The following is a 23,353-nucleotide window of genomic DNA, read 5'->3' on the forward strand; positions in this document are numbered from 1 at the left end:
AAGCAGGGACAGCCGCACCTGCATACCCATCTGAGCTTACTCCCTCAGCGCTTCGCTGAGCTTTGTCGACATCGACGGCTTCTGCGCAGTCGCCGCCTTCAGCAGCGCTGTCTTCAACCGTTTATTCTCCGCCCTTAGCCGCTCCACTTCCTCCAATAGACCATGGACGATACGTCCGGCTTCCGTCTGCGGCTCGGCACCGTCTCCGTCCAGCTGTCGTATCAGGTCTCTCCACGCTTCGATCTTATCCGCACTCATCCGCTTGTTACGCCCCTAACTTCGTATACTCAACAATAATCATCAATTCCGATTCCAGTCCGGTCGATTCCCTGTCATTTTTCCGCGAAAACGCGCATAACATGATAGTGCAAAATCACTCGAGTAAAGGAGACACACTATGTACTATTGTATCGCATGCCGTAAATTGCACCGGTTGAACGACGAGCCTGCCCAAATCGTCTTTAAGACAGGATTCCATATTGTCGACGTCACCCGTTACCCTGCGGGACTTTGTCTCGTTTCCCAATCGTTGCAGCAAGAATTATCAAGCGCTTCGGCCTAGCACAGAAATAGAAGGGGTGCGGCATGAAGCTCGATACGGCTTGTCAATAGCGCCGTCTCCAAGCCTTAACCGCAATCACGACGGAAAATAAGAGCATCGCCAAGCCTACGAACACGCCGAACCCCATCACCAGCCAGCTCATCCAGTGCGCACGGGGTTCCGCCCCTTCGCATGCGCAAGCAAACGAGGGCAGTGTCATAAGGTCAAGTCCCCCGATCGTCATGGCGAACAGCACGGTCGCCAGCCCTCTTCTCCGTCGCTCCCATACGAAGCGCACTTTCCGTATACGTTGTCCTAGAAGTAACATAGTTGTATCCCTCTCTCATCGATGATCATCCCGTCTATCGTTAGACGAAATCGCTGCAGGGATTGTTCCACGACAACAGTAATGACCGTAATAAACGGAGCAAAAAGGCGCGTTATGCGCGCCCAACCGGTTTCATGGTCCGGAAAAGCGACGAAATACGCACCAGGGGGCCGCTGGTCGCATCGGGATTATCGTTTTTTTCGCGAATTCCAATCGATGATATTATCTTTCGGCTCGGTTATGTTGATCTCTTCATTTCGTATCATTTGCGATAGATCAGCAATCGTCTTGTCAAGCAGCTCGCCTTTATGTTTCGAGAACAGCCGGCGTCTTTCTTTGAGCAAAATTTCGAGCATCAACTTTTTTTGTTGCTTGCTGAACAGCATGGGCTATTTCACCTGCCGTTAATGGATTAAGGCTTACTTCTCCTCGAAGGTTAAGCATGGTTTGCCGGACGAGCGCCTGATCAGGCTTGAAGGCAATTCGCTCGTTTTAATGCCGTAAGAACGGCAGCCCCGAGGAAAACTCGGATCCCACGTGACATAGAAATGCTTGCATTTGTAACAATTGATCCGTGTAGTCGAAGATGGTTGCGATTGGTTTGCAGCCTGTCTCATCGCTTCCCTTACCGAGTCGATTGGAAAAATTCGATCCACTCGCCGTCCGGGCCGTAGAAGAAAAAGTACCTCGAGCCGTTCGGCAGCGTCGTAATTTCCTGATCGATGAGCCTTATGTCAAGCTCTTTAATCCGAGCAAATTCTTCTTCAATGTCGTCCACGGTAAACGCAATGTGATGCACTTTGCCTTCCGCCGGCAAGCCTTCATTGTAGCCCTGAATCAATTCCAGCTCCGTTTCCGCCTGTTGCCCGAAGCCTAAGAAAGCAAGCTGGATAACGCCGTTCGGATGATCTAACCGCCCCTTCAGCTCCAACCCTACGACTTCCTTATAAAAACGTACCGACGCATCGATGTCTTTCACCATAACACCGACATGCTCGATTTTTTTGCGTGCCACTGTATCCCTCTCCCTCGCCGTTTATTTCTCCAGATTCATCATCCCTGTCCATTATATCACATGCCTTCGCGCTTCACAGCCGCGAAAGGCAAAAAGCAGCACGAGTCCGCCGGTCCGGCGAAGCTCAGGCTGCTAGATCCGCTCCTCCTCATTCACAAAAACGGACGAGGAGCGTATAGGATCAGCTTGCTTGTCCGGCATTCTAACAATCATCTCCTATTTCAGAGGCAATCCTGTTAGTATCTCCCTGATATTTTTTACCCGCGATTCGGCGCAAATGCCGCGCAGCTCCCCGAACTGCACGAGCGAGGAGCTGGAGATCGACGTGACCCGCACCGTGCCGGCTCGAATAACAGGATCAACATTGACAACACGCATCCGGACATCCTCGTCCGGCAGCAGCTCTGGAATCGGCCTCCAGAACGTCGAGAATTTTGACAAATCGCCCTCACTGCCCGAGAAACGCGAGATTTCCCTCTGCACGGCAAATACCAAGCTTACCGGAGCAAAATAACGCAAATCGCCTACGAACAGCGAGGAGGCATACCCGATATCGTTAACCTTGACCGACTGCACCGTGCTTGTACGTTCGTTCGGTATCGGCACACTTATTCCTCTTCCGTCGGAACAATCATTGTCGGGCCGATGATCAACGATTCCGGCGGCGTGTCGAACACCGATGACAGCGAGATCGACTGAGTGTCTCCTATCAGCAGAACGGAGGCGCTCGCAACCCCGACCACTTTGATATCGCCGACGCATAACGATCTATTTTCCACCTGCAAATTCATTCGAATCATCCGACTTTCCCCCCTCGTCCTTCTGCTTCATCAAATACTGCTCAATCCCGGATCTTACATCATCAATGACTTTAGATGCGATCGCTTCCTCCTGCTCTTGTGTAAGAAGAAGCGTCTGCCCGTTTCCTCCTATCGATTGCATATAATACTCGATCCGCTGCCCGGTTTGCCCTTGCAGGTCGCCGATCATGAAATCTTGAAATTCTTCGCTCAAGTGGAGCTGATACCGGTCCTGCAGTTTCTCCATCTCGGCAGGCGCGGCTTGCAGCAGGAAGTCATCGACTCGCTTCTGAATGCGCTCGAACGACTCAGAACGGGCCGTATTCGTGTAGACCGTCTTGCCGCCGACCGCCAGGTCGTCGATGTTCTGAGCCCCCAGCCCCGCGGGCGCAATACCGACATTCAGCGTGCCGTCCAGCTTCTCCACCTTCAGCTGATCGAAATTGTACTCGATCTTATCGATCCGTATGCGATCTTGCGACTTGACCTTGTCCAGCTCCTGCTCTAGGCCGTCGATCCGGCTCTCCAAGTAACGGATACGCTCAGTTTGCCACTTCAAATAGTCGTTCAGTTTCTGGAAATAGGACGCATATTCGGCGTACATGGCATATTCCTCCGTTTAAATGGTAGGGGAAGGCAGCGGCACCAACGGAAACGGAGAAGCTCCTTCGGGCCCTCCTACCTGCCCAAGCGCAGGCGCGGGCCCGGTAAACCCTCCGGTGTTATATAAATTGGAAAGTGCTCGAATCGTGCCCGCGGTTCCGATTTGCAGAATGGACGAGTTATTGATCGAGCCGACTTTAAGCTGATGGATCACGATATTTTGATGGACGGTGCAATTCGTCATGGCGGGCGACACCTGCCTTAGTTGTTGAGTGCATTGTTGGTATCCGCAACTTCCTTGTCAATCGTATTGGTCGTGCTCACATAGTTATATGTACGCAAAAAGTCTCCGGTGTTGAACGATCCGGCGCCTGCGAACGTTTTCGCCGTCGAACGCGGCGCCAGCTGGATGGAGTCGCCGATATGCACAATGGAGCCCGTACCAACACTGCTGATTTTGATCACGCCCACTATGGCCGGCATTATGCAGCACCCTACCTGTCATGGATTTGGTTCATTATATGAGAAGAACGGCGAAAGTATGTTTTGCTTTTCGCCTTAACACTCATGTCGAAGGCCGCACGGTCATATAGTGTAGAAGGAAGGAGTGAGGCTATATGAGCGGATCGAATCCGAATCCTTATTTCGACATGAACTGGAAGCAGTTCGAACAATTTTTCGGAGGCAAAATGCCGTTTCCGCCACAACCGGGTTCAGGGGATACGGGACCGGCTGCCGCAGCCGGAGATTTGTCTTGGGTGGACGGGTACATTAAGGACGTGTTAAAAAAAACGATTCCGCAGATGGAAGTGCAGACGTTGAATCATCATTTTCACTCGGAAGTGTTCGATACCCATAATAACGTCATCGTCAAGGTGCATATCCCCGACCGTGCGCAAGCGCGAAAAATCCGGGTGCTGCTGAATACCGACCAACTGAGGCTGGAAGGCCTTCCGGACGACAAGACGCAAACGATCGGGCTTCCCGGCTTCATCGTCCCAAGCAGCTGCAAAGCGGTCTATAAGAACGGCATACTGCAGCTTCATATGCGTAAACAAACGACGGAAAATCCATTCTACGAAATTGACGTCCGTTTTACGTGAGGATGCGCGGCAAAGGAAAGCACACCTGACTCGCTCCGCACGGAGACATGAGTGGTGTGCTCTTTTCTGTTCGTTGCTTCGTTAATTGTTGGCGGCATTGTTGCTGTCGGCGATATCAGGGTCAAGTGTATTGGTAAAGCTGATCAGCGTAAAGGTCGCGCTGAAATCACCCGTATTACTGCCGCCTGAACCTGTGTAAAATTTAAAGGTTGTTTTCGGATTAATTTGCAGCACGTCGCCAAACACCAGATCACCTTCATTGCCGGTAATTTTGATCGGGGCCAGTATGATTGAAGGCATGTCGTCCCTCCTCTTCCCTTGTGTGTTGTAAAGTATATGACGACGTTCAGAGAAACATCCCGACTTTCAGCAAGCGATCTAAGCTAAAGGCACGGGTTCGTCTGTGCAGAAGGCAAATGAAAAAAACTCCCTGGTTGTCCCGATGCCTAGCGCATCCGTTCATCCAAAGAGTTTCCTGACTTGTCGTACTGCCGAAGACCGGGGTCGAACCGGTACGGTAGTCACCTACCGCAGGATTTTAAGTCCTGTGCGTCTGCCTATTCCGCCACTCCGGCTTATGGTAACGTCGAAAAATCCCGACTTTTTTTATTATATCCACGATCCGGGGAAAAATCAATTGAAATTTTCCACCTGGGCATGGATAAAACGGCAGCATACCGGAAATCATATCCTTACATTGGCAGACAAAAGCCAATGAACATTCAATCCAGGAGGGATTTCAGGCATGGCTACAGGAAGAAGTCGTTCCAATAATCAACTGGTCGTTCAGCAAGCGGCGTCTGCATTAGAGCAATTGAAGTATGAAGTAGCGCAAGAATTAGGCATTCAGGTTCCGCAAGACGGGTACTACGGCTATATGGCTACGCGCGATACGGGCGCTATCGGCGGTCACATCACCCGCAGACTGGTACAAATCGCGGAGCAGCAGCTGTCCGGACAAGCTTTCGGAAAGCGCTGATCGCGAAAATGGCTTTCCAACGAATCCTCCTCAGACATAAGGATGGTTTGTAACACATAAGTCCCCGCCCGGTTTATCCCGGCGGGGAATTTTCTGCGTATAAGATCCTTAGATCAAGAAGGGAGCCGGCCCGATGAGTCAACAACCCTATGAACAAGAACTCGCCAAAGCGCTGCTGGAAGCCGGCATGGAAGAACCCGAAATCGGGGAAACGGCACGCCGCCGGCTGCCCGCCAAGACCGAAATCCGCATCCAGGCCCAGTTCGATCCCGTCACTGAAGAAACGGAACTTTACCGGCGGATGGCCCAAGAAATTGACGATCGTTACGACCGCTACGTTCAGGAATCAACAAACGAAGAGAATACTTGAAATCCCTCCGGCGGCAGTATGGCCGCGGTGCCGGAGCTTAGGGAGCGAGCTCCCGGATGCTCGTTAACGTTTGAGTGATTTTATTGATCGTTTGCAGCATCGGGGAGTCCGCAAGCGCTTTGAAATCGATCACGTTCTGATTCATCTGCTCCAAATACAATGTCAATTCTTTCATTAAAGCTTCATTATGCGCGACCAACTGCTTATGAAGGTCTTGAGCCACTTTGGGGACTTCCAGACCGTTAAATCGCACGATGCCGTCCCTCATGCTCTCCAGCTCCTGTTGAAGCGCCGTTCTGGACGCAGGATCCAGCAGCGCTTGCTGAGCCAAGACCGGCACCTGCTCGGCAAAACCGCTCGCCCGATTCACAAAACTCGTCGCTTCATTGATGTAATCGAGCGTATGGTTCACTTCGTTAAGCGCCGAACAACCCGGCAGTATCCCGATAACGAGCGCCAATAGCAGCAAATAACGTTTCATGTCTTACCCTCCTCCTCGTTTCCCGCTATACGTTATACTACTTTGAAACCGGAGATTGGTTTCATGATCGGTACATCTGCATCGTTCGACCGGATGAAAACCGTAGAGACAGGTACGAAGCGTTCTTGACATGACAAAAACCCTTGCTGAGCAAGGGTTTTTGTCATAGGGGTCAAGCGTGTCCGGACCCAGGGGGTTATTTGGCTTTGGCTTTGTTCGGGAACCATCTTTGCAGGCTGAGCTTTTTCGTGACGACCGTATCTTTTGGGGCTACGTTCTGAAAATATACGAAAAGGTTTGTGATCCATTTGGATATCAGCATGATCGTTAAATAGCCTAGAAGTAAATAAAAGTAATTGGCTCCCTTATATAATTGAAATAAGCCGAAGGCCGATAAAGCGGGTTTAAACAAGAACGAAAGCAGCACGCTTAAAGCGGTCGCATATAAATAATAATTTTTATGTTTATGGAGCGTCCATTGATACACGAACATGTATACGACAGGAATAAATGAGGCGTCCAATGCGATACTGGTTATGGTTGACGGTATTGCTTGATAAGGATAATTCCATAACCCATTCTTGATGCCATAGGCATCGATATAGGTAAACCATACATGGACATTAAACCCAAAGAAACCGATTTGCAGTGCTCTTCGTTTGTCGATGAATACGTAAAGCACAATCAGAGGCACGATGAGCAGAGCCGCATAAAACCAAAATTGCCATGTGCTTATATTCGAATATTGTTGCCAATAGTTAAACCAAAGCAGGCTAAGATTTTCTTGCATCCTGTTGATTTGTTCAAGTTGTTTACTTTGTTCTGCCAACAAGACTTTCCCTCATTTCTTCGCTTTATTTTATCCATTAACATCTAGAATACCCACCCCCGTTTCGATTTATTTCTAATCAGATAAGGTATCAAGAAAAGCGTTGATTCGACAACACCGTTCATCATCCTTTTTAACCAACTTCTTTTATAATTCATATATAAAACACCAGGAGGTGCTGTGCCTTGCCCTATTATCAATTCACTGAAATTTGGACACCCCTTAAATGGATCGGCATTCGCTTCTATTCAGATGGGGATGGGAATAAATGGATTAAAGTATGGCGCCGGTCAAGGCGATTGATTAAGTAAACGGCGGCAGGTCATCGCTAACTTCTCTCGCCTTCCGGGCAAAAAAAATAGCCCCGATCGACTCGGGACACAAAGTTCAGGCTCTTATAAGGTAGAATCCATCGTACTAACGCGTTTACCAAAGTGGTATCTGGCTTTGGCCGCCAATCTCATTTTTTCCCTGGGACAAAGACAGTCTTCCATCATTAGTTCGTAATGTCTGGCCAGAAAGCGATGCCAGGCCATCTTAAACTCTTGTATCATTCATCATCAACCTCCTCTTGTCCCGCATGACATAACGGAGGCTATATTACGGCAGCTGGCTGACATATTGGAGATTCCAACGAAGTCCCTATAGCTTTGCGTCACCATTTTTCAATGGTTTTGCCATGATCGTCGTACATGCGGTTGATATCAATCAAATTATATCTAACTTGAAGAGGATTGCAATGCATCGTTTGTATGAATTTAGGTTTTTTTTGGAATTCCTAATTAGGTAATTTTTCCCTTGTTATTTTCATATTTTTATTCTACCTGTCGATATTCCTCACATTTTATACCGAATTATTGACTAAAACCTGTTGGCTTAGCTTCCGCTCGACTCCATAGCTAAGCAATGCCCCGGCGAGGCCGAGAATGGTAAGGATCGCTGCCAGCCACGGTACGGAAGTCAGACCGGCATACGTAATGGTCAGGCCACCGAGATAGGCGCCTGAAGCGTTGCCCAGGTTCAAGGCAGAATGGCTGGAGGTCGCTGCGAGCAGCGGCGCTTCATGCGCCAAATTCATGATGCGTACTTGGATGCCGGGCATGATGCCGAAGGCTGCGATTCCCCAGCAAAAGACGGTGATGACGGCAAGAACGGGATAACGGAGCGTTACGGTCAACAAGGAAAGAATGACCGCCAGTACAGCAAAGTTAACCATGACCGAAGGCATAAGCTTCCAGTCCGCCAGCTTGCCGCCTACTATATTTCCGATGGTCACTCCGAAACCGAACAACACTAGAATCCAGGTCACACTGTGTTCGGCAAAGCCGCTAATCGATTCCAGCATCGGTGTAATGTACGTAAAGACGGAGAACAGGCTCGCGCATCCCAATGCACCCGTAATCAGCATCAGCAGCACTTGCGGGTTCACCAGACTGCGGAACTCTTGGGCCAAACTGGACGGTTGATCTTGGCGGATGATGGGGATGAATCGAATAATGCCGATAAGAGAAAGGATCCCCAGTAAGGTAATCGCTCCGAACGAAGATCTCCACCCAAGCTGTTGACCAATGAAAGTTCCGAACGGTACGCCGATAATGTTGGCCACGGTTATTCCGGCTAGTACCATGGATACGGCGCCCGCCCGCTTCTCGGGTCGTACGAGACGGGCTGCTATAAGCGACCCGACGCCCAGGAATGATCCGTGAGCAAAGGCCGTCATAATTCGCGCGGCAATAAGCAAATAGTAGGTAGGAGCCACCGCTGACAAGGCGTTGCCGGCAATGAAGATACACATGAGCAGAACGAGCAATTTTTTTTGCTGCATGCGGTGGGTAATCACGGTGAGCACGGGAGCGCCTACGGCGACACCGAGTGCGTAGCTCGTAATAAGCTGCCCGGCTTGCGGAATCGTAACGTGCAGATCGTCGGCGACGTTAGGCAGAAGACCCATAATAATAAACTCGGTCATGCCGATGGCGAAGGCTCCAATGGTGAGACATAAGAGGGATAACGGGAAACGGTCCTTCTTTTGCGGCAATGGAGCTTGGTTTTTTGATGAATTCATGTTAGATTTCCTCTTCCTATCCATAAATAATAACTGCCCGAATATGTCAATCAATAGGACATCCGAAAGGAGGAGGCAGCAAAAAAGGCGAACTGCTTGGTGCGGTATCGCCTTTCTGCATCGGTGCAATAAATCGTGCGCTCCAGCTTCTTCAGCCGTAGGGAGTTCTTTCTATGATGTCATCCACAAATAAAGAAAAACCCTTGTTCGGCAAGGGTTTTCTTCGTATGGGCCCTGAGGGACTCGAACCCCCGACCAATCGGTTATGAGCCGACCGCTCTAACCAACTGAGCTAAGGGCCCTGGAGTTTGGTTGCGGGGGCAGGATTTGAACCTGCGGCCTTCGGGTTATGAGCCCGACGAGCTACCGGGCTGCTCCACCCCGCGCCATTGTGCTGTCGACAGCGACAAAAATAAATATACACCAAATAAATCCTCGCAGTCAAGCACAAATTTAAACGGTATACCGAACTCCAAAGCGCCCTTTTCTGGAGCGAAAAACTTCAACCTCAGAAGGGCATTCGTACCCGTAAATCCACCAATCTTCTTCCATCCGTTTAGCTAAGCAGCCTGCTTGAAACTTGCTCTCATATAATTTTACCCAATAGACCCATCTCAACAGTCCTCACCCCGCCTGGTTCCATAATGAAGAGGAAGCAATGCTTGTAGTGTAACCCAATAAAAGCACCCTTATTTCTAAGGATGCTTTCGCATAATTGTACAATTTCAGGAAAATCTATAGCCTCACCGAGCGGGCATCACCCTGCGTTCTTCTCCGGCGTCTCCAAATCCGGCACGATGGGAACAACGACGTTATCCTGCTCCTCCCGCTCTTGCTGGTCGCGTTGATGGTGAGCGATGCGGCTGGCAGCGGACGATGCAATACTGGCCACCAGGTCGTCCAGAAACGTATGCACGCCTCGGCCGTTCTTCGTGTCCAACTGCTTGATGATGCCGATTTTCTGTTTATCTAAATGGCCGAAGGTCGTAACTGCGATGCTGCCGTAACCGAAAACTGACCCGAGCGCCAATGTTTCATCGCAGCCGAACAAGCCTTCATCCGAAGCGATAATCGATTGAATCGGCTCAGACAGCAGGCCCTTTTCAGCCAACACATCGAGCTCTATACCTACGAGAATCGCATGCTGAAGCTCGCGCTTCTGCAGTACCGCATGGACCGCTTCCACGCATTGATCTATCGTGAGCGCCGCGTTGTAGGGCAATTGCATCTCCCGGACGATCAGGGCTATATCCTCTATGGTGACGCCGCGCTCCTGGAGCTTCCGGTAGACGGCGGCCTTGACTTCCTTGCTATGAACTTGACGATTCATGAATATCGCCCCTTTACATGAAGTGATTTCATTATACCATGGGATGTAACCGCTTGTACGCAGGTGTTTTTCGGAATTTTCAAAAACGGCTCTTGGTCGTTCGCCCATTGTTCCAAAAACGTGTTACACTCCTTGGCTGTTGGTTTAATAAATGACAAACAGACATAAGGAGTGGAATCCATGTCCCTACGTCCACCTGCCATCTCGGCACTCCTCAGTGCCATCCTGATCTTCGGCTTCCTCTTCGGAACAACAGCTCACGCGGCATCGGCTTGGACAGAGCATACGTATATCGCGCACGGACTGGGAGAGCTCGACGGTACTGCGGCTGCGAACGCCGGCGACGCTTTAATTCGCAATTACGACAAGGGCTTTCGCGTATTCGAAGCCGACCTGATCCTAACGTCCGACGACAGACTCGTAGCCAGACACGACTGGTCTGACTATTTGTCCCGCCTGCTCAAGCAACCGGTTGCCTCCGAACAAACCCGCGATCAAGCGATGACAATCAACCAATTCAAAGAACGTCTAATCCTTGAAAAATATAAACCGCTGGAGATCAAAGAACTCCTTTACCTGCTTCAACTGCATCCGGGCGCCTACTTAATCACGGACACGAAGGAAACCGATCCGAAACTGGTAAAGAAGCAGTTCCAGCAAATTATAGACGCGGCGAACGCGTTAGATCCGGCGCTGCTAGACCGGATCGTACCCGAGTTGTATACCCCCGAAATGATTCGCCAAGTGCGGCAAATTTATCCGTTCCCGTCCATCATCTATTCGTTGTATTTATCGTCCCTCAGTCATAGGGAGGTGATCCGGGTCGTGAAATCGTTCGGTATCGATACAATTGCCATGCCGGTCGAACGAGTCGATGCAGCTTGGATTCGACGTCTCGAGCAAGAAGGCGTCAAGGTATATGCCCATACTGTGAATGATCCGAAGGATGAAGAACGTCTTCGCCGATTGGGCGTGCATGGGATCTATACAGACAGCTTGCAGCCGCTGGAAGCGCCGGCTGCCAAATCGGCTTCGGAAGGTCCGGTGATCGCGAGCCCGGTGACGGCCGTTGCCGCCGCAACGGCCGAAGCACAAGCATCGACAACCGCTGAAGTGCACGAAGAAGCGGGCTTTGCGGAATGGCTCGTCGCCCTGATCAAGGCTTGGATCGCCTCGAAGTTCACGTAACCGCAAGCAGCTAAACAACAAAGCCGACCTCGAGAAGGTCGGCTTTGTTGCGTCTTATAGGAATGAGCGGAATTATTGCTTAAACTCGGCGAGTAACCGTTTCGCTTCGCCCGCAGGCGTTTGGAACGTTTCATAAATGCGAACTTTCATTCTTGGATCAAACGTTTCCGAAGCTCCGTTAATCGTGATGTTGTTCTCCCCGTTCACCAGACGCCCGGTTCCGTACAGGCTTCCGCTTGCCGAGCCGACAAGGCGGTCGGAGGAATCGTACAGCTCGAAGAACAGATTCGAGAAGTTCGGGTCTAACTGAACCTGCTCATCGCGCTGAATCGCCAGATCCAGCTTCAGACGGTACGCATAACGGTATTGCGTCGTCGGGCCGTAATCGGAAACGAGATGCCAATCCTTCACCTTCACATCGAACGGATATAGGCTGAATTTGCCTTTCTCAGGAGCTTGAAGCTCCGTCGAGAACACGGCAACCGTCGATTTGTAAGGGGCAGCGGACGTCGTATCCTGGATCTTCATGACAAGCCCATTGCCTTTCTCCGATACCGGCACTGTGAAGCTGTAGCTGACCGTCAGCGAAGAGTTCGGCATGACCGTCCGCGTGACGACGTTCTGACGGCTTCCGGCATATTCGTAACCGTCCGTGCTAACCAGATCCGCTTGGAACGTTGGCAGCGCAACCGGTTTGCTGGAGTTATTCGTCAATTTAAATTTGGCCGTTACATGTTTGTTGCCGGCCTCTTCGTTCTCGTCCATCACAAACTCGACAACCGACACTTGCATATCCGGATGAATCAGCTCGCTCAGCTTGTCGAACGCAATCGGCGTCCCGATCTTATACGCGGCAACGCCTGTCGTTACTGCGTTCGAAGGCAGTATGATATTCAGTCGGCCGACATTGAAATTCGTAACGCCGCCCGCTTGCGCGAACGACTCCCGGGTCAGCACGTTAAAGCTTTCGATCGTTGTATCCTGATCGACTGGAATCGCATAATGAATATATTTCTCTTCCTTCGGTTCCAGTACGAGGCTGCGCTGCTCTACACGGGAACCTTCGTAAACCTTGCTGGCGCTCTTGCCGTCGATTCCGAAGGCCGGGATCGTTTCCCGCTTGCCCGTCGGGTTGTAAGCCAGCAATTGAACGACAATCACGGTGCCCTGTTCAGTCGATTCCTTGTTCAAAGAAACCGGTGTGTATTGCAGCGGCGAGATCAGTCCCGGGATCGTAAACGATTCCGACCATTTCTTCAACGCCGCCGGATCCGTGATCGTCGTGTCGCTGCCTTGCCAAGAGACACCCTGAACCGGTATGCCGACGATCAGCGTCTCTTTCTTCGGATACACGTAATAATCGACATCCGTCCAGTTCACTTGAGACAAGACGACCTCGTCCGTCCGGTCGATCGTCGTCATGTAGCTTAATTCCGTCGTCGCTTTCGGTTGAAGCGATTTGGCATTGGCGGCGCTGCCCTGCAGCGTATACTCGATGCCTTCGTTCGTTCTAACGCGCAGTTCGTAGTCCGGTACGCGCGTAATGGCGCTGCCGTTATTTTTCAATCTCACGACTACGCCGATCCGCGTACCCGCATCGACACGCTCGTTCAATACACCCTTCACTTCAACGTCCAGCAAATCAGTCAACTTATAGGAAACGACAGCCGGCGCTCCGGCAGCGGCCGAATCGGCCGCAAGAGCCGAATAGCCGGTACCGAGAAGGGAGACAGAAATTACGACGGATGCTACAGATAATTTCAGTTTGTTGTTCACTTGTTTTCCTCCTGTCAAGTCCGCTCTGGCCTTACTTCGCCAGCTGCACTTTTTCTTTATCTTTGAGTTGGTTTTGGCCGGAAACGATCAACTGCTCGCCTTCCTTAACGCCCGAGATAATCTCTTGAATGGTCTCGTTCAAACGGCCGAGCTCCACTTTGCGCTTCTCCGCCGTGTCGCCGACCAGGACGAAGACGAACGTTTCGCTTCCTTCCCGCACGACGCTAAGCGTAGGAACCGTCACCACGACTTGATCGTTGTCATCGGTCAACAACACTTGCGCCTTCATGCCCGGTTTTAATTTCCGATCAGCATTCGCCACTTCCAGCTCCAGAGCGTACGATTTGGATTGTGCGCCCATGACATCCGCCAAATAAACGACTTTCGCCTTCGCCCGCTCCGTTTCGCCCGGAACGTAGAATTCGAGCTCCTGCTTGCCGCGGATCAGTTGAGCCGCCTCTTCGGTTAGCTCCGCTTTAATTTTCACCGGGTCGAGCTGTTGAATCGTCGCTCCCTTGAAGCCCGGACTAAGCGTCATCCCGATTTCCACAGGCAAATCCGTCAATACCCCACTGGCCGTCGCTTTCACCTCCGTGTTGTTCAGGCTGCGCTCCAATTCGCGAACCGTCACATCGGCCGTCTGCACGCCTTGCTCCAGCTGGGCGAGTTGATTCGTAGACTCGAACGTTTTCAGCTTTTGGCGGGAGCTTTCAAGATCCAGCTTCAAGTTGTTCAGTTGGGTTTCAAGCTGCTCCAGCTGAAATTTGGTCACAAGACCAAGGTCATAATCGTTGCGCATTTTGTTATAGGTTTTCTCGGTATCCCGGACCGCGGCTTCCAGCTTTGCGATGCCGTTCACCATATCTTGTTTGCCGTCAGCCAAATCCTTACGGGTTTTGGCCAATTGCTGCTGGCTGCCGTTCAATGCGATTTGCGCCTTCTCTTTGGAAATTTGCAAATCCGTCGGATCAAGGCGGAACAGCACATCGCCCTTCTCGACCACATCGCCGCGTTTTTTCAAAATTTCGAGCACATCGCCGTTCACTTTCGTGATTACATCCATTTGGACGGAGGCGACGACATCGGCCACTTGCTCAAGCGGATCCCCGATTTTCTTCTTCTCCACCGGTGAGACTTTCACGACCTTCAATTGCGATTCGGCAGCATTGGCAGCCGTCGGCTGAGCTGCCGGTTGTGCAGAACAGCCCGCGATGAGCGCCGTGCAGATCACAACGGCTCCCGCCACTTTGGTGCTGTGTTTCAACGTAGACTTCATTGTCGAATTCATGGACCGATTCTCCTTTTCCCTCTCTGTCAATCAACAAACCCTGATTCAGGTTTAATGAGCAGCCGTTGTCGCAGCGACGTCGACAGCTTTATTTTTTTTGCGGAACAAGCGGCGGACAACTCCGTTAATTAAATCGTAAGCGACCGGTACGACAACGAGTGTCAGGAGCGTAGAAGTCGTCAACCCGCCGATAACGACGACAGCAAGACCTTTGGAAATCAGCGCCCCCTTGGACAGTCCGAGAGCCAGCGGCATCAAGGCGATAATGGTAGCGCCGGCCGTCATAATGATCGGACGAAGACGCGTCAGGCCTGCTTCAATTAACGCTTCGCGGACTTCGTATCCTTCTTCGCGCAGCTGCTGTACCCGGTCGACGAGAACGATGGCGTTCGTTACGACGACCCCGATCAGCATAAGGAAGCCGATCAGCGACGTAATATTGATGGATTCGCCTGTAATCAGCAAGGCAATCAGCCCCCCGATAGCCGCAAGCGGAAGCGAGAACAGGATGGCGAGCGGCGCGGTGCCGTTGCCGAAGGCAAGTACCATGATCAGATACACAATGAAGACGGAAGCAATCATCGCAATAAACATTTGGTTAAAGCTCGTTTGAATGTCGTCCGTCACGCCCTTTACCTGCGTCCGTACGCCCGGAGGCAGCTCTAATGTATTAAGCGCTGCCGAAATTTTCGCGCTGACGCCGCCTTTGTCGATCGAATCGATCCTGGCCGTTACGTTCACATACTGCTCCTGCTGCTCTCGCGTGATGGAGACCGGAGCCTCAATCTGGCGCACTTTCGCCACCTCATTCAGCGCAACCTTGGAGCCGGAAGGCGTAATGATCGTAAAGCTGCCGATTTTATCGACCGAGTTTTTGAAGCTAGGATCGAGCATGACCTTCGTTTCAAACGTTGCGTTGTCGAATTTCAAATCGCCGATTTTTTCCTCTGCCAGCCAGGAGTGCACGCCTTCCATAATTTGCGCCGAAGAGAGGCCGAACAATCTGGCTTTGTTTTGATCGACGCTAATTTCGATTTCTTGCTTCGACTCGCTCAAGCTGTCTTTAATATCAATCATTTCCGGGAACTCTTTCATTTTGTCGCGGACCAATTGCGCGGCCTCACGCAAATAGTTCAGATCGTCCCCTTTCAACACATAGTTGAAGTCAGCGCCGCCGGAAGGAGGTCCTCCCATGGAAAGCACCGAACCGTCAACCTCGGAGCCTTTCGGCAGCAAGTATTCGATGTTCTTCTTAAAATCCTGAACGACATCCTTCGCATTAGAGTTCGCGGAAGCGACCGCAAAGAACGAAGAACGGTAGGCGATCCGGTCCGATCCCCCGTTGTAGCCGATGGACGATTCCACATAATCGAACGTCGGCTGACCCGCCGAATCCTTCGATTCGAACATCATCTTCTCGATTTCCTTCACTTTCTCGTTCATCGTTTCGATTGTCGTTTCGCGAGGCATTTTGATCGTCAACATCAGCATCTTATCCGATTCGCTCTCCGGCATGAAGCCCGAAGCCAGGAAAGGCACCGTACCGGCGACGGATATGACGAGCGCCAGCATGGCGATGAGCAGCGTCTTGATCCGGTTGCGAAGCGACCAGGTCAAAGCCTTCTTATATGTAAGCGTTAGTTTGCCGACGGGAGCCTCGTCGTGAGCTTTGATGTTCTTGCTGCCGAGCACAAGCAGCTTAGCCAGCATCGGGATTACGGTGACCGCAACCAAGAGCGAGGACAACAGCGCCACGGACAGCGTAATCGCGAACGGGCGGAACACTTCGCCCAGTACGCCGCTGACGAATGCGATCGGTCCGAATACCCCTACCGTCGTAATCGTCGACGAGGTAATGGCCGACGAAACTTGGGCGGTGGCCAGCTTGATGACCGACTCGTTTCGCTCCTGCGCCTTTTGCAGCTGGCTGTATATATTCTCGATAACGACGATACTGTCGTCGACGACCCGGCCGATGGCGATCGCCATGCCGCCCAGTGTCATAATGTTCAACGAGATGCCGAGCGGCGCCATGATAAGCAATGTAATTAAAGTTGATAACGGGATTGAGACTAAAACGATAATGGTCATCCGAACATTTCTAAGGAAGAGCAGGATCATGACCGAAGCCAAAATCGCACCGAGCGCTCCCTCCTTCAACATCCCGTTGATCGACTCTTTAATGTCAAGCGCGCCGTTGTAGATCGCTTGGAAGGTGATGTTCGGGTAATCCTTCTTCCAGCCTTCCATCAGCTTATCGGCTTCGTTGCCAAACTCGACGGCATTGGCATTTTTCGTCTTGAACAAGCGCACGCCGATCGCCGGTTGACCGTTAAGACGGGACAAGAAGGTGGATTCCGTGATTGCTTCCACTTTCGCGATATCCTTCAGCAGCAAGGTCGTACCGGCAGGGGCGGTAATTTTCATATTCTCCAAATTGTAAATCGTGTTCAAATCGCTCTTCACGCGAACCATCTGCTCGTTCCCGTTAAAGTCGACCGTTCCCGCAGGACTCGTCATCAAAGCGGCCCGAATGTTTTGCGACACCTGCGACGGGGTCAGGCCATAGTTCTGGATCGCGTTCGCGTTCAGCTTCATCGTCAGCACCGATTCCTGGTTGCCGATCGAATCTACGTGGTCGATCCCTTTCATGGCGTTGAAGCCCGGCAAAATGACGTCTTTGTACACTTTGTCAAGCTCCTGCTGACTCATCCCGTTCTTGGCGTAAACCGACAAGTAGTATACGGGCTCGGAAGCGAAACCAAACGTTTGCACTTTCGGCTTTTCCGAGGCGGAAGGCAACTTGACGTTGGCGATCAAGCTCTCTACGTCCTTCTTGGCGTCGTCTGCCTTGATGCTCTGTTCAAGCTCGATCACGATTTGCGAAAAATTATCGCTGGACGTGGACTTCAAATTTTTAATCCCTTCGAGACTCGCGACCGCCTTCTCCAGCGGTTTCGTGACGTCTTCGAGCACGTCCTTCGGGGGCGCCGTATATTGCGTGTTGACGAGGACGACCGGAAACGAGATATCCGGCATGCTTTCTACTTTCAGCGTCGTCGCCGCGTAGGCCCCGCCTCCGAATAAGAGAAGAACAATGATGATAACGGCCGTGATGTTCTTCATGGAAAAACTTGTTAATTGATTCATCTCTCTACTCCTCCATTAGAAATGCTGACAACTTAGACGCAGCTTTCGGAGGGTCCCCTTCATTTTTTTGAAAATGTTTTTCGGCTAGAAGGCGATCCTTCGTCAAACTTTTTCGTCAAGCTTCTTCTTCAAGCTTTTGTTTCACGAGCTGCCACTCCTCTTCGATGCCTTCCAGCCGCGATAAAATAAGCTGATACATCGCCACTGCTTCCTTGTACCTCCGCTTGGCAGCCTCGTAGGAGGCGCGTTCTTCGGGCGGGAGATCCCCGATGGTTTCCATCGTCTCCAGCGTCGTTTGAACGTGGCGATTATAAATTTCAATCTTTTGCCTCGTCCCTCGAAGCGTGATGATGTTGACGTCGTCTGAGATGTAGTAATAATCTTTACGGTCGCTGCTGGTGGCAAGCTTGGTGCATAGCGCGTTTTTCTCCAGGGTGCGCACCTGCACGCTGACGGCCGCTTTCGTCACACCCAATTGATCGGCCATTTCCTGCAGACTGACCGGCTCGGATGCGAACAGCAGCAGCGAGAAAATTTTACCGACCAGCGGACTATAGCCTTCAGATTCGAAGGATAGAGACATCACGTTGCTTTCCGAACGCTTCAGGTCTGAGAACGAAACAGGTGGTGAATTCATCTTACATAGACTCCTCAGGGTTATGTATGTTTCCGTCGTTAACAAAATTGTTAACGATAATAACTTACTGTGCAACAACCCCCTCTGTCAATATGTTCCACATAAAATTAACCAAGTGTTCAATTCTGTGAGCATCATGTTAAAAAAACCGCGCCTGTCAGTTATACGAAACTGAGCAAGCACGGTTACGATGAATTAGTCCGTCGTTTCAAACCAGGTAATTTTTTGAGAGGCTAGCAGCTTCTTATGACCGTTGATCGATTCGTATACCTTCAGATCGTAATCTTTGAGGTACGAGACCAAATAAATGAAATTACTGTCATTTTTATCCAATCTAAACTTTTCTTTCTTGCCGAGCAGCAGTTTGCCTGTTATATTTTGCGAAGGGTCGCTGCCATTCGACGTATCCGAATTCTCAAAGTCTTTAAAATCGAAATCCCAGCTGAACTTAACGCGATCTTCACGATCTTCCAAGGAAATAACGAGTTTGCGCCCCTCGACGTTCGTTTCGTTCAGCAGGTTCTTGCTCAGCTCATAATCGAAAAACAAGTGAATGCCCTCTTGGTCTCCGCGCGTATGAATCTTACTCATCGACAGCTTATACGGCGCCAGATCGATGTTCAGCAGCTTCGGCTGCACTTCCTTCTGCTCGGCCGGCAGCCAGAACGACGCGGCGTTCACGTAAGCGTCCGGCTTGTTCTCGCCTTCGGTCAGCTTGTCTTGCGTGACCGCATCGCCGATCATCAGCTGCAGCCCATTCGTATCCATCCCTTTCGGAATGACGCTCGACATGAGCAGCAGGGCCGTTCCTCCCGGGCTGATCTTGTTCTTGATCTCGCCGAAGGTCGCCGGGAGAACGGTGCCGTCCGCTGTTTTGAAGTATCCGACCAGCTTCGACACGCTGTTATACCGCTTCTCTTCATTGACCGCTTCCAGCTGGACGGCGATCGTATCGGCCGTGTCGCCGGTGTATGTCGTCAGCTTGCGCACCTTGTAGCTGGCGCTGCGCCCAACGCTCGTCACTTTGTACGTTTCGCCGACGTTGTTAAGCGGGATGCTCATCAGCTCCGAGCTGTGCTCGAATTCGAGCAAATCCTCCGAGCTCGCGCTGTCCGTCGAGCCGCCCCCGTCCGTGCCGCCGGTTCCCCCGGAGCCGCCGCCGACTGCAGCCTTTTCCTGGAGAACGAGCTTCGCTTTGGCGAACTCGTACGTGTACGGAATTTTCCCGATAAACTGGTACTGCGCACTCCCGCCGGCCGCCAGACCAATGACCTTATCCGTACGAATCAGCTTGGCTTCCACTTTGATGTTGTCGTCCAGCATAAAATACCCGGTTAGGTCCGGTAATGGCAGCGATTCCGTTCCTTTGTTGCCGAGCAGCAGCTTCGCTGCCAGAATGTCCTGATCCTCCCACGGCATTCTTTGAACCGCATTCAGCTCCGCCGAATACGTACCGTCCTTGTTGGTGAAATCGTACGCGACGCCCGTACCGACGCTGTCGGGTTCCGATACGGCAGGTAGCGTGTAATACGCGACAGGAAGGTTCAGCTTGAGATCGGCCGCATTCTGGACGATCACCAGCTGCCACCCTTCCTTCGATAAGGAAACAGGCACCGATCCCGTCAGTTCGATATCCTTATCCGTCTGCGGAAGGATGGTCAGCTCTTTCGCGCCTTTCGGATTCAGCGGGTACATGTAGCCTTCGCTCGTTCGAATTAAATATTGATAGGTCGGCACGGCCACGCTTCGACTGCCTGTATTGGCCATATTCAGCACGATCGTCGGCGTGTAGTTTTTCTCGTTTTTTCCGACATACACTTTCTCAATTTGCGTCTTGACCGGGTTTCCGTTCATTTGAATCGTTCGAGGAGCGCCTGCCGGGGTCACGATGCTGTAGTCGTCCGGCACCTGCACCTCCCCAAGCTTGCGTTCGAAGTTCGCTTGACTGAAATCCCATTGGATAATCTCAAAAATAAGGTCATTCAACTGTGTCGTTTCATTGACCGTCGCATAAAACCCGATATCCTGACTCGATTTCGGGGTAATCCGGTTTTTGTCCTTATCCTGCGGGAGCACCTTCACCGTAATCTGGTTGCCGGAAGCCGTACGCAGCCGGACCCAATAATCGATGAACTGCAAGTCGCTCGTCCCGTTGTTATGGACCGTTAAGGTGAAAATGACAGTCTTGCTGCCCTGTTCCGGCAGCATCGATAAGTTTTTCACCTCGAACGTGCTGTTGCCGTTCACGCTCACTTGCCCGATCGACGGCGCATTGCCCGTCGAAAGCACGGTGGAGCTGGATGTTCCGCCGGCCGGGCCGTCCGCCGCAAAAGCGGGAACGGCGCTGCCCAGCGTCAAGGCGGAAGCTAGAAACCACAAGCAAGCCCTGTTGACACGTTTACGTCTTTGATTCATGTTCGTTGCTTTCCTCCTCTAAGGTGAAGTCGCTTGCCCAATAAAACCCTCACCCCGCCATCGGCATCGGCATGTCGATCGGACCGTTCGGGTTTTCTTTAATTTTTTGCAGCAGCTGGTTGCCTTCCGTCTCCCATTGCTTTAACGCGTCACGAACCTGCAGTTTGCCCTGCGAGACTTCCTGGAGCAGGCGGGAGCCGATTTCGTTCACGCGATACAGGTTTTGTCGCTCGCGGTACAGCTTGTTGTCAAGCATCAGCGCCGGCGTCAGCGTCGTGAACGCCTTCAGGTTAAATTCGATGCCGTCTTTCTTCTTAATGTACTTCTGACGGGAGACGATATTATGATTGCTGCTTGCTTTCAACTTGGCCCAGTCTTCGCCGTTCACGAACTGGATGAACTTCCAGGCTTCGGCTGCATTTTGCGCCTTCGAATTGATCGCCATGACGCCTTCCATACCCATGAACCCGCCGACGTCCGGCGCCTCTTCATGCACCGGCAGCGTTACCACGTCCCAATCGAACGGAGTAAAGCCTTTAATGCCCTCCGCGTTCTTCATCGCATTGATGACGCGATCCAGTTCGCCGTAGTTGATGATCGACATCGCTACACGGCCGGATAAAAAGTCGTCGTGCTGGAACGGATTATACGTTTGCTGCTGATCCATCTGTCTCATTTGCGACATATCGAGCTGCTCCGGCAGGAGCTTCTCGGTTTTGAGCTGCAGCATCGTTTTCCAGACGTTCTCCCATTGGTCGGTGTTCACCGTCATCTTCTCGCCCTGCTCGTCGAACATGCGCAGCTGCAGCGGAGCCGTGTACATTTGCGTCGCGTAGGTCATATCACCGCCCATGTTGTAGGTCGAGAACGAGAAGCCGTATTTGCGGTCCGCGCCTTCGCCTTTGGCTACCCGGCGGGACAGGTCAAACATTTGCTGCCAGGTCATCTTGTCCGTCGGGTACTCGACACCCGCTTCGTCGAATATCTTCTTGTTGTAGATGACCGCCGAAGAGTTGAACGTCGGGGACAAGCCGTAAATTTTACCGTCGCCAAGCTTCTTGATGCCGTCTATAACAGCAGGCACGATGTCGCTCGTGTCGAATTTGTCCTTCGTTATCATCGGGTCAAGCTGCGTAAGCAGGTTGTCGGCTATCAAGTCTTCCAGCTGCTCGTAGCCGAACACGACGACGTCCGGCGGATTGTCGCCCTGCATAAGCTCCTTTAGCTTGGCTAACGGGTCCTCCGGCTTTTCTTTCGGGTCAGGCTGGACATACCCATACATGTACTTCTCATCGTAGGTCGGAATCACTTCGATTTTGACGTTCTTGTTGGCGAATTCGTAAAGCTCGGTAAACCGCTGGCGGAAATATTCGCCGTCCGGCCCGCTGTACATCGTCGTCGCGATACGCAGCACCTTCTCCGTATTGTCGTCGGAGCCGCCCGCTTTCGTACAAGCCTGCAGCATCGGTACCATTAAGCCGACGCCGAGCGAAAGCAGCATCGTTTGTTTCAGTCGTTTATTCATCGTTTTACCCCTCCGATTGGTTTCTTCTCTCCGAAGTTTGACGGTGCCTGCACATCATCCAGCAGCTTCGGCGTTTTGATAATGATTTTCTCTCCATCGAATTCCATAGACGCTTTGCCCTCGATCCCAAGCGACTTCAAGTATGAGGCGGGAATTTGCAGCCGGCCCGCGCGGTCGAGCACGACATACTCCTCATGTACGCCCCCCAGCGAGGCAGCCGACTCCGCTCCCGCCCGATCGAGGTCCGGGTTGCGTTTAATAAACTCGGTGCTCGTCATGCCGTCGCGAATCGCCACGACACGGTCCACTTTACCCGCCAGCGTCATATCGTGCGTGACGATCACAATGGTGACCCCAAGCTCCGTATTCAGCCGGCGAAAAATATCCATGATCATATCGGACGTTCGCGTATCGACAGAACCGGTCGGTTCGTCCGCAAGCAGCAGCGACGGCCGGTTCGCCAACGCTATGGCGATCGCCACCCGCTGCTGTTCTCCGCCGGAAAGCTGCTGCAGCTTGTTATGAATGCGTTCCTTCAAGCCGACCCACTCGAGCAGCTGACGCGCGTAAGCGCGGTCGTAGGTACCGCTCAGCATCATCGGCATCTCTACGTTCTCCAGCGCGGTTAAGTACGGAATCAAATTGCGCGCATTGTTTTGCCAGATGAAACCAACCGTTTTCCGCTTGTACTTCACAAGCTCGTCATCGGTAATTTTCAGCAAATTCCATTCGCCGACCCTCACCTGTCCCGCGGAAGGACGGTCCAAGCCGCCCAATATGTTGAGCAGCGTCGATTTCCCGCTTCCGCTGTTGCCGATAATCGCCATCATCTCGCCCGGAGCGACCTCGATATTCAAGCCTTGCAGGGCGACGACCTCGAGATCGTCGGTCTTGTAGATTTTGACGAGTCCTTCGCAATGAATCACTGCA

General features: G+C 51.8%; 26 protein-coding genes, 3 tRNA genes and 1 riboswitch. Of the genes, 5 read left to right on the top strand and 24 right to left on the bottom strand.

Annotated features, from left to right (window positions below; genetic code table 11):
- Window positions 1-36: 36 nt before the first annotated feature.
- Window positions 37-258 (bottom strand): hypothetical protein, encoded by a 222-nt coding sequence (locus tag FKP33_RS00705; RefSeq protein WP_054795565.1) that lies wholly within the window; start codon window positions 256-258, stop codon window positions 37-39.
- 139 nt (window positions 259-397) lie between these two features.
- Between FKP33_RS00705 and FKP33_RS00710 the strand changes: the two genes are divergently transcribed.
- On the top strand, window positions 398-562 hold the full coding sequence (locus tag FKP33_RS00710) for a DUF3973 domain-containing protein (protein ID WP_127607325.1): 165 nt from the start codon (window positions 398-400) through the stop codon (window positions 560-562).
- Window positions 563-605: 43 nt separating this feature from the next.
- Here the strand turns inward: FKP33_RS00710 and FKP33_RS00715 are convergent, their stop codons facing one another.
- The 8 genes from FKP33_RS00715 to FKP33_RS00755 all read right to left on the bottom strand — a co-directional run bounded on the left by FKP33_RS00715 (window position 606) and on the right by FKP33_RS00755 (window position 3,770).
- On the bottom strand, window positions 606-869 hold the full coding sequence (locus FKP33_RS00715; protein WP_181410014.1) for a hypothetical protein: 264 nt from the start codon (window positions 867-869) through the stop codon (window positions 606-608).
- Window positions 870-1,057: 188 nt separating this feature from the next.
- A complete protein-coding gene (locus FKP33_RS00720; protein WP_127607321.1) occupies window positions 1,058-1,255 on the bottom strand; it encodes a hypothetical protein in 198 nt (65 codons plus the stop codon).
- Between the two features lie 239 nt (window positions 1,256-1,494).
- Window positions 1,495-1,884 carry a VOC family protein gene (locus FKP33_RS00730; protein WP_127607316.1) on the bottom strand — a complete coding sequence of 130 codons (390 nt, stop codon included), beginning with the start codon at window positions 1,882-1,884 and terminating at the stop codon, window positions 1,495-1,497.
- Window positions 1,885-2,100: 216 nt separating this feature from the next.
- Complete coding sequence (locus tag FKP33_RS00735; RefSeq protein WP_244932931.1) at window positions 2,101-2,490, bottom strand: spore germination protein GerPE; 390 nt, start codon at window positions 2,488-2,490, stop codon at window positions 2,101-2,103.
- A gap of 2 nt (window positions 2,491-2,492) precedes the next feature.
- On the bottom strand, window positions 2,493-2,675 hold the full coding sequence (locus FKP33_RS00740) for a spore gernimation protein GerPD (protein ID WP_127607411.1): 183 nt from the start codon (window positions 2,673-2,675) through the stop codon (window positions 2,493-2,495).
- Window positions 2,653-3,288 (bottom strand): spore germination protein GerPC, encoded by a 636-nt coding sequence (gene gerPC, locus FKP33_RS00745; RefSeq protein ID WP_054795561.1) that lies wholly within the window; start codon window positions 3,286-3,288, stop codon window positions 2,653-2,655. The genes FKP33_RS00740 and gerPC overlap by 23 nt, the downstream gene beginning before the upstream one ends.
- A 15-nt stretch (window positions 3,289-3,303) precedes the next feature.
- Complete coding sequence (locus tag FKP33_RS00750) at window positions 3,304-3,531, bottom strand: spore germination protein GerPB (RefSeq protein ID WP_141333737.1); 228 nt, start codon at window positions 3,529-3,531, stop codon at window positions 3,304-3,306.
- Window positions 3,532-3,548: 17 nt separating this feature from the next.
- Window positions 3,549-3,770, bottom strand: a complete 222-nt coding sequence (locus tag FKP33_RS00755) for a spore germination protein (protein WP_127607314.1) — start codon at window positions 3,768-3,770, stop codon at window positions 3,549-3,551.
- Between the two features lie 134 nt (window positions 3,771-3,904).
- Between FKP33_RS00755 and FKP33_RS00760 the strand changes: the two genes are divergently transcribed.
- The gene (locus FKP33_RS00760; protein WP_127607312.1) at window positions 3,905-4,390 is read left to right on the top strand and encodes an Hsp20/alpha crystallin family protein; all 486 of its coding nucleotides are present in this window, start codon (window positions 3,905-3,907) and stop codon (window positions 4,388-4,390) included.
- Between the two features lie 81 nt (window positions 4,391-4,471).
- Here FKP33_RS00760 and FKP33_RS00765 read toward each other — a convergent pair whose 3' ends face one another.
- Both FKP33_RS00765 and FKP33_RS00770 read right to left on the bottom strand, forming a co-directional pair.
- Window positions 4,472-4,690, bottom strand: coding sequence for a spore germination protein (locus FKP33_RS00765; RefSeq protein ID WP_127607310.1), 219 nt, complete (start codon window positions 4,688-4,690; stop codon window positions 4,472-4,474).
- A gap of 189 nt (window positions 4,691-4,879) precedes the next feature.
- Window positions 4,880-4,965, bottom strand: a tRNA-Leu gene (locus FKP33_RS00770).
- A 170-nt stretch (window positions 4,966-5,135) separates the two neighbouring features.
- On the opposite strand from FKP33_RS00770, the gene FKP33_RS00775 reads away from it, so the two are divergent.
- Window positions 5,136-5,369, top strand: a complete 234-nt coding sequence (locus FKP33_RS00775) for an alpha/beta-type small acid-soluble spore protein (RefSeq protein WP_054795556.1) — start codon at window positions 5,136-5,138, stop codon at window positions 5,367-5,369.
- Window positions 5,370-5,502: 133 nt separating this feature from the next.
- Entirely contained in the window at window positions 5,503-5,739 is a 237-nt protein-coding gene (locus FKP33_RS00780) for a hypothetical protein (RefSeq protein WP_141333738.1), read from the top strand.
- Between the two features lie 37 nt (window positions 5,740-5,776).
- Here the strand turns inward: FKP33_RS00780 and FKP33_RS00785 are convergent, their stop codons facing one another.
- From FKP33_RS00785 to FKP33_RS00810, 6 genes are all read right to left on the bottom strand, one after another.
- Complete coding sequence (locus FKP33_RS00785) at window positions 5,777-6,220, bottom strand: DUF6376 family protein (RefSeq protein ID WP_141333739.1); 444 nt, start codon at window positions 6,218-6,220, stop codon at window positions 5,777-5,779.
- A 196-nt stretch (window positions 6,221-6,416) separates the two neighbouring features.
- Entirely contained in the window at window positions 6,417-7,052 is a 636-nt protein-coding gene (locus tag FKP33_RS00790) for a CBO0543 family protein (protein WP_181410015.1), read from the bottom strand.
- 598 nt (window positions 7,053-7,650) lie between these two features.
- A riboswitch (cyclic di-GMP riboswitch) is annotated at window positions 7,651-7,738 on the bottom strand.
- A 155-nt stretch (window positions 7,739-7,893) separates the two neighbouring features.
- The gene (locus tag FKP33_RS00795) at window positions 7,894-9,114 is read right to left on the bottom strand and encodes an MFS transporter (RefSeq protein WP_141333740.1); all 1,221 of its coding nucleotides are present in this window, start codon (window positions 9,112-9,114) and stop codon (window positions 7,894-7,896) included.
- 228 nt (window positions 9,115-9,342) lie between these two features.
- A tRNA-Ile gene (locus tag FKP33_RS00800) sits at window positions 9,343-9,416 on the bottom strand.
- Window positions 9,417-9,423: 7 nt separating this feature from the next.
- A tRNA-Met gene (locus FKP33_RS00805) sits at window positions 9,424-9,500 on the bottom strand.
- Window positions 9,501-9,871: 371 nt separating this feature from the next.
- The gene (locus FKP33_RS00810) at window positions 9,872-10,444 is read right to left on the bottom strand and encodes a phosphatidylglycerophosphatase A family protein (protein ID WP_054795552.1); all 573 of its coding nucleotides are present in this window, start codon (window positions 10,442-10,444) and stop codon (window positions 9,872-9,874) included.
- A 180-nt stretch (window positions 10,445-10,624) separates the two neighbouring features.
- On the opposite strand from FKP33_RS00810, the gene FKP33_RS00815 reads away from it, so the two are divergent.
- Entirely contained in the window at window positions 10,625-11,632 is a 1,008-nt protein-coding gene (locus FKP33_RS00815; RefSeq protein ID WP_141333741.1) for a phosphatidylinositol-specific phospholipase C/glycerophosphodiester phosphodiesterase family protein, read from the top strand.
- Between the two features lie 72 nt (window positions 11,633-11,704).
- Here the strand turns inward: FKP33_RS00815 and FKP33_RS00820 are convergent, their stop codons facing one another.
- From FKP33_RS00820 to FKP33_RS00850, 7 genes are all read right to left on the bottom strand, one after another.
- Window positions 11,705-13,408, bottom strand: a complete 1,704-nt coding sequence (locus tag FKP33_RS00820; protein WP_054798723.1) for a hypothetical protein — start codon at window positions 13,406-13,408, stop codon at window positions 11,705-11,707.
- A gap of 31 nt (window positions 13,409-13,439) precedes the next feature.
- Window positions 13,440-14,696: an efflux RND transporter periplasmic adaptor subunit gene (locus FKP33_RS00825; RefSeq protein ID WP_127607302.1), complete on the bottom strand. Its 1,257-nt coding sequence runs from the start codon at window positions 14,694-14,696 to the stop codon at window positions 13,440-13,442.
- Window positions 14,697-14,747: 51 nt separating this feature from the next.
- Window positions 14,748-17,846: an efflux RND transporter permease subunit gene (locus FKP33_RS00830; protein WP_141333742.1), complete on the bottom strand. Its 3,099-nt coding sequence runs from the start codon at window positions 17,844-17,846 to the stop codon at window positions 14,748-14,750.
- A gap of 115 nt (window positions 17,847-17,961) precedes the next feature.
- The gene (locus FKP33_RS00835; RefSeq protein WP_054798722.1) at window positions 17,962-18,483 is read right to left on the bottom strand and encodes a GbsR/MarR family transcriptional regulator; all 522 of its coding nucleotides are present in this window, start codon (window positions 18,481-18,483) and stop codon (window positions 17,962-17,964) included.
- Window positions 18,484-18,678: 195 nt separating this feature from the next.
- Window positions 18,679-20,898, bottom strand: coding sequence for a hypothetical protein (locus FKP33_RS00840; protein ID WP_127607296.1), 2,220 nt, complete (start codon window positions 20,896-20,898; stop codon window positions 18,679-18,681).
- A 49-nt stretch (window positions 20,899-20,947) separates the two neighbouring features.
- The gene (locus FKP33_RS00845) at window positions 20,948-22,423 is read right to left on the bottom strand and encodes an ABC transporter substrate-binding protein (protein ID WP_127607294.1); all 1,476 of its coding nucleotides are present in this window, start codon (window positions 22,421-22,423) and stop codon (window positions 20,948-20,950) included.
- The gene (locus FKP33_RS00850) at window positions 22,420-23,349 is read right to left on the bottom strand and encodes an ABC transporter ATP-binding protein (protein WP_127607292.1); all 930 of its coding nucleotides are present in this window, start codon (window positions 23,347-23,349) and stop codon (window positions 22,420-22,422) included. The genes FKP33_RS00845 and FKP33_RS00850 overlap by 4 nt, the downstream gene beginning before the upstream one ends.
- Between the last annotated feature and the right edge of the window lie 4 nt (window positions 23,350-23,353).

The organism is Paenibacillus sp. tmac-D7 (assembly GCF_006519665.1).
GTDB lineage: Bacteria > Bacillota > Bacilli > Paenibacillales > NBRC-103111 > Paenibacillus_G > Paenibacillus_G validus.